This window comes from Bacillus sp. JJ1521, from assembly GCF_036965165.1.
GTDB lineage: Bacteria > Bacillota > Bacilli > Bacillales > Bacillaceae_L > Ferdinandcohnia.
The window spans coordinates 12,915-16,116 of the sequence record NZ_JBALOX010000224.1; the positions used below are offsets into that span (position 1 = coordinate 12,915).

3 protein-coding genes are annotated in these 3,202 nt (G+C 33.8%); all 3 read left to right on the forward strand.

Annotated elements, in window-relative coordinates; genetic code table 11:
* Nucleotides 1-166: 166 nt before the first annotated feature.
* The 3 genes from V7147_RS22960 (at nt 167) to V7147_RS22970 (ending at nt 2,530) form a co-directional block, all read left to right on the forward strand.
* A complete protein-coding gene (locus V7147_RS22960; RefSeq protein ID WP_335370122.1) occupies nt 167-493 on the forward strand; it encodes a metalloregulator ArsR/SmtB family transcription factor in 327 nt (108 codons plus the stop codon).
* Nucleotides 480-1,178 carry an SRPBCC domain-containing protein gene (locus V7147_RS22965; RefSeq protein WP_335370123.1) on the forward strand — a complete coding sequence of 233 codons (699 nt, stop codon included), beginning with the start codon at nt 480-482 and terminating at the stop codon, nt 1,176-1,178. The genes V7147_RS22960 and V7147_RS22965 overlap by 14 nt, the downstream gene beginning before the upstream one ends.
* 536 nt (nt 1,179-1,714) lie before the next feature.
* A complete protein-coding gene (locus V7147_RS22970; protein ID WP_335370124.1) occupies nt 1,715-2,530 on the forward strand; it encodes an undecaprenyl-diphosphate phosphatase in 816 nt (271 codons plus the stop codon).
* The last annotated feature ends 672 nt before the right edge of the window (nt 2,531-3,202 follow it).

Consider the following 3,202-nt stretch of genomic DNA (forward strand, 5'->3'; position numbering starts at 1 on the left):
AGGATTATCGCTTATTTTCGTTTAAGTTATTATGCTAACTGGGTAGTTGAGTCGCAAAAGGAGTTTAAAAAGCTTCTATTTTCAGAAAAGTCTTGACGATATTAGTATCTATGTTTATATTTTACATATAACCGATTGGTTATATGTTAGAAGTGAGGGAATGATTATGTCAGATGTTTACCGTGCACTAAGTGATTCAACCAGGCGGCGTATTTTAAGCATACTTAAACAAGGAAATAAAACCCAAAAGGAGATAGTCGAAGCATTTGATATCTCTCAACCTGCAATTAAGAAGCATTTGGATATTCTCTTGGAGGAAAGAATTATTTCACAGAGCATGAAAGGGAAGTATCGTATCTATTCATTAAATCTCAACACCCTCCAAATCGCCTACCATGAAATGCTTCAATACATCGGAGAACTACTTGATGATCAGCTCGAAAGTCTAAAAAATTATGTAGAAAAAGGAGAGAATCGAGATGAACAAGATTAAGGATTCCGTAAAAAGAGAAATTGTTGTTAATGCACCATTGAAGCATGTTTGGGATGCATTGACTAAGCCTGAACATTTAAACCGTTGGTATACAAAAAATGCAGAAATAGAGTTTCGTGTGGGTGGCAGAGGTTTTATGAATCATGGCTGGGGAGCAACATCAGAGGGGGTATTTACAGAAATTGAAGCAATGAAACGCTTTGTGCTTCAGAGCATTGATGGGGATTTTACTACTATTACTTCTTTAGAAAAAGTGGAAAATGGTATTCTTGTCAGGATTGAATATCAAGCTTCCTTTATTGGTGAAATGAATCAAGCTACAAAGGAAAATATGCTGTTTGGTACAGGTCAATTCTTAGAAAATCTGAAGAGTGTTTATGAAACTGGTACAGATATTCGTTCGGAGTTGTGGAAAGCTTGGATTGGTATTTTACACACAACAAACGAGGGGATTAGAGGTACAAGAGTTTTACAGGTGAGGGAAGGTTCAGTAGCTGCAGTAGCTGGAATTATACCTGAAGATATAATAATGGAGATCGATGGAGAAGAAATTGTAGATTATGAAACCTTTGAAAGGGCATTGAACAAAAAAGCTGTGAATCGCACTGTTACCCTAACAGTAGGAAGAAAAAATGAAAAGTTAATGATAAACTGCCGTGTAGATGCTTATCCTGTATCTTATTAAGTTTACATGAAGAAGATGCTTACCAATATATTGGAAACAAGAGTATAGGGATAAGATAAAATAATAATTATATTCCTTCTTGGAGTAACGGGTATCAAGAGTTTAAGAGCATAGCTGTCAATAAGACGGCTTTTCTTTATTTAACAAACGGTGCAGGATAATTGAAGAAGAAAAAGCCTTCCTCTTATGTCAAAGTAGAAAAAAAAAGCGACATAAAATGAGGGGGAAAAAGAAAGTCCCTGGACTAAGTATTTAAACAAACAATTGTCCAAGGACTTCATAATTCCTATTTTAATAGAGAGACTCATACGGCTTCAATAATTTGTAGTCAATTACAACAAAAGTATTATGTAACAATTTGATTCAAATAAATGGACAGCTTCCACCCAAGGACTAAAGTGACGAAAATGTAACATTATCCATCAAATTGATAGATTAATCGATGGTTTTTTTCATTTCGGTTTAGTATATTTACAATTAGAAATGAAGGTCTAACAGACGTTGGACTATAAATGAGAATTTATAGGGAGGTAACAATGGAAGAATTGGATATTATATTGATAATTAAAATGATTATTGTTGGGCTAGTTCAAGGTTTTACAGAACCAATTCCAGTGTCATCTAGTGGGCACGTAATGATTGTGAGTGAAATCTTGGGTCTAGGTGAACAAGGATTTACTTTTGCTATATTAACAAACACAGCTTCGCTATTTGCGATACTTTATTTTTATAGAAAAGATATTGCAAGACTTGCAGTAAATTCATTTCTATATTTGAAAACGAAAGATCTTCGTTATAAGAGTGACTTTCGTTTTGTTTTCTTTATCGTCATTGGAACTATCCCAGCTGGTGTTCTTGGGATACTATTAAGTGATTTTATATCAGAAAGTGTTAGTATGACAACGATTGCGTTAATGCTTTTCGTAACAGGTATTGCCTTGTGGTTAATTCGCAATTTGAAAGGTAATAAAGACGAAAGTGATATTAAAGGTAAAGATGCTTTCATTGTAGGCTTAGGGCAGGCTGTTGCATTAATACCAGGTATCAGTCGTTCAGGTGCAACAATTATTTCAGCAATTGCTGTTGGAATGAAACAAGATACGGCACTCCGATTTTCATTTATGTTGTATATTCCCGTGAGCCTAGGAGGAGTTATTTTAGGTCTTTCTGATTTTTTAAATGAACCTAATAAAGCAGACTTAGCAATTCCGTATTTAGCTGCATTTATTGCAACACTTTTAATGACCTTTATTGCGTTGAAGTGGTTTTTGGGAATTATGAAAAATGGGAAGCTTGCTTATTTTACATATTATTGTTTTTTCGTAGGAGCATTACTTTTAATTTTCTTCTAACGGATAGCAATAGTTGAAGATCAGGGCTGTTTTAAGGGCAGCTTTTTTCTTATTGCACTAACGAGGCAGCAGGGTAGTTGAATAATAAAAAACTTTTCTTTTATGTCGAAGTAGAAACAAAAAGCGAAGCAAAAAAAGACCTTCACATCAAATGTAATAGTCTTAGATTTGTTTTTTTATGATGATTTTCAGAGTGATAAATGCGGGAATCCACTACTTTTCCAAGGCAATGGATTCCCAAAAGAAGGAGTTAGTGGCTGCTATTATGTCTTCGTAATAGCAATAATAGTATATTCGGAAAAGGATTAAGCGACTTGGACAAATATTGGTTTTTTAAAAAAATTAATGCACTGTTCGAACAAACTACAAATTAAAAACATTTTCATTGCTGAACTAATGAGGCAGTTATGTAAAAGAAGGGAATATTGGTTATTTATAATGATTGTTGCTCTGGAATAAAAAAGACTTTGCATTAACCATCCCCGAGATTCATTAAAAATGAATAGAGAAAATTCAATTAAACAATTTGCAAACTTGCTAGATATAAAAACATCCGTAATCGACTGAAAGAGTAGAAAAGTTGAATTTTTATTGAAACCCTCATTTTAAAATCCATATCTTTAAGAAGGGAGCACTTGGTAACTGGGCTCCCTAAAGGTGTTCAGTTATGAA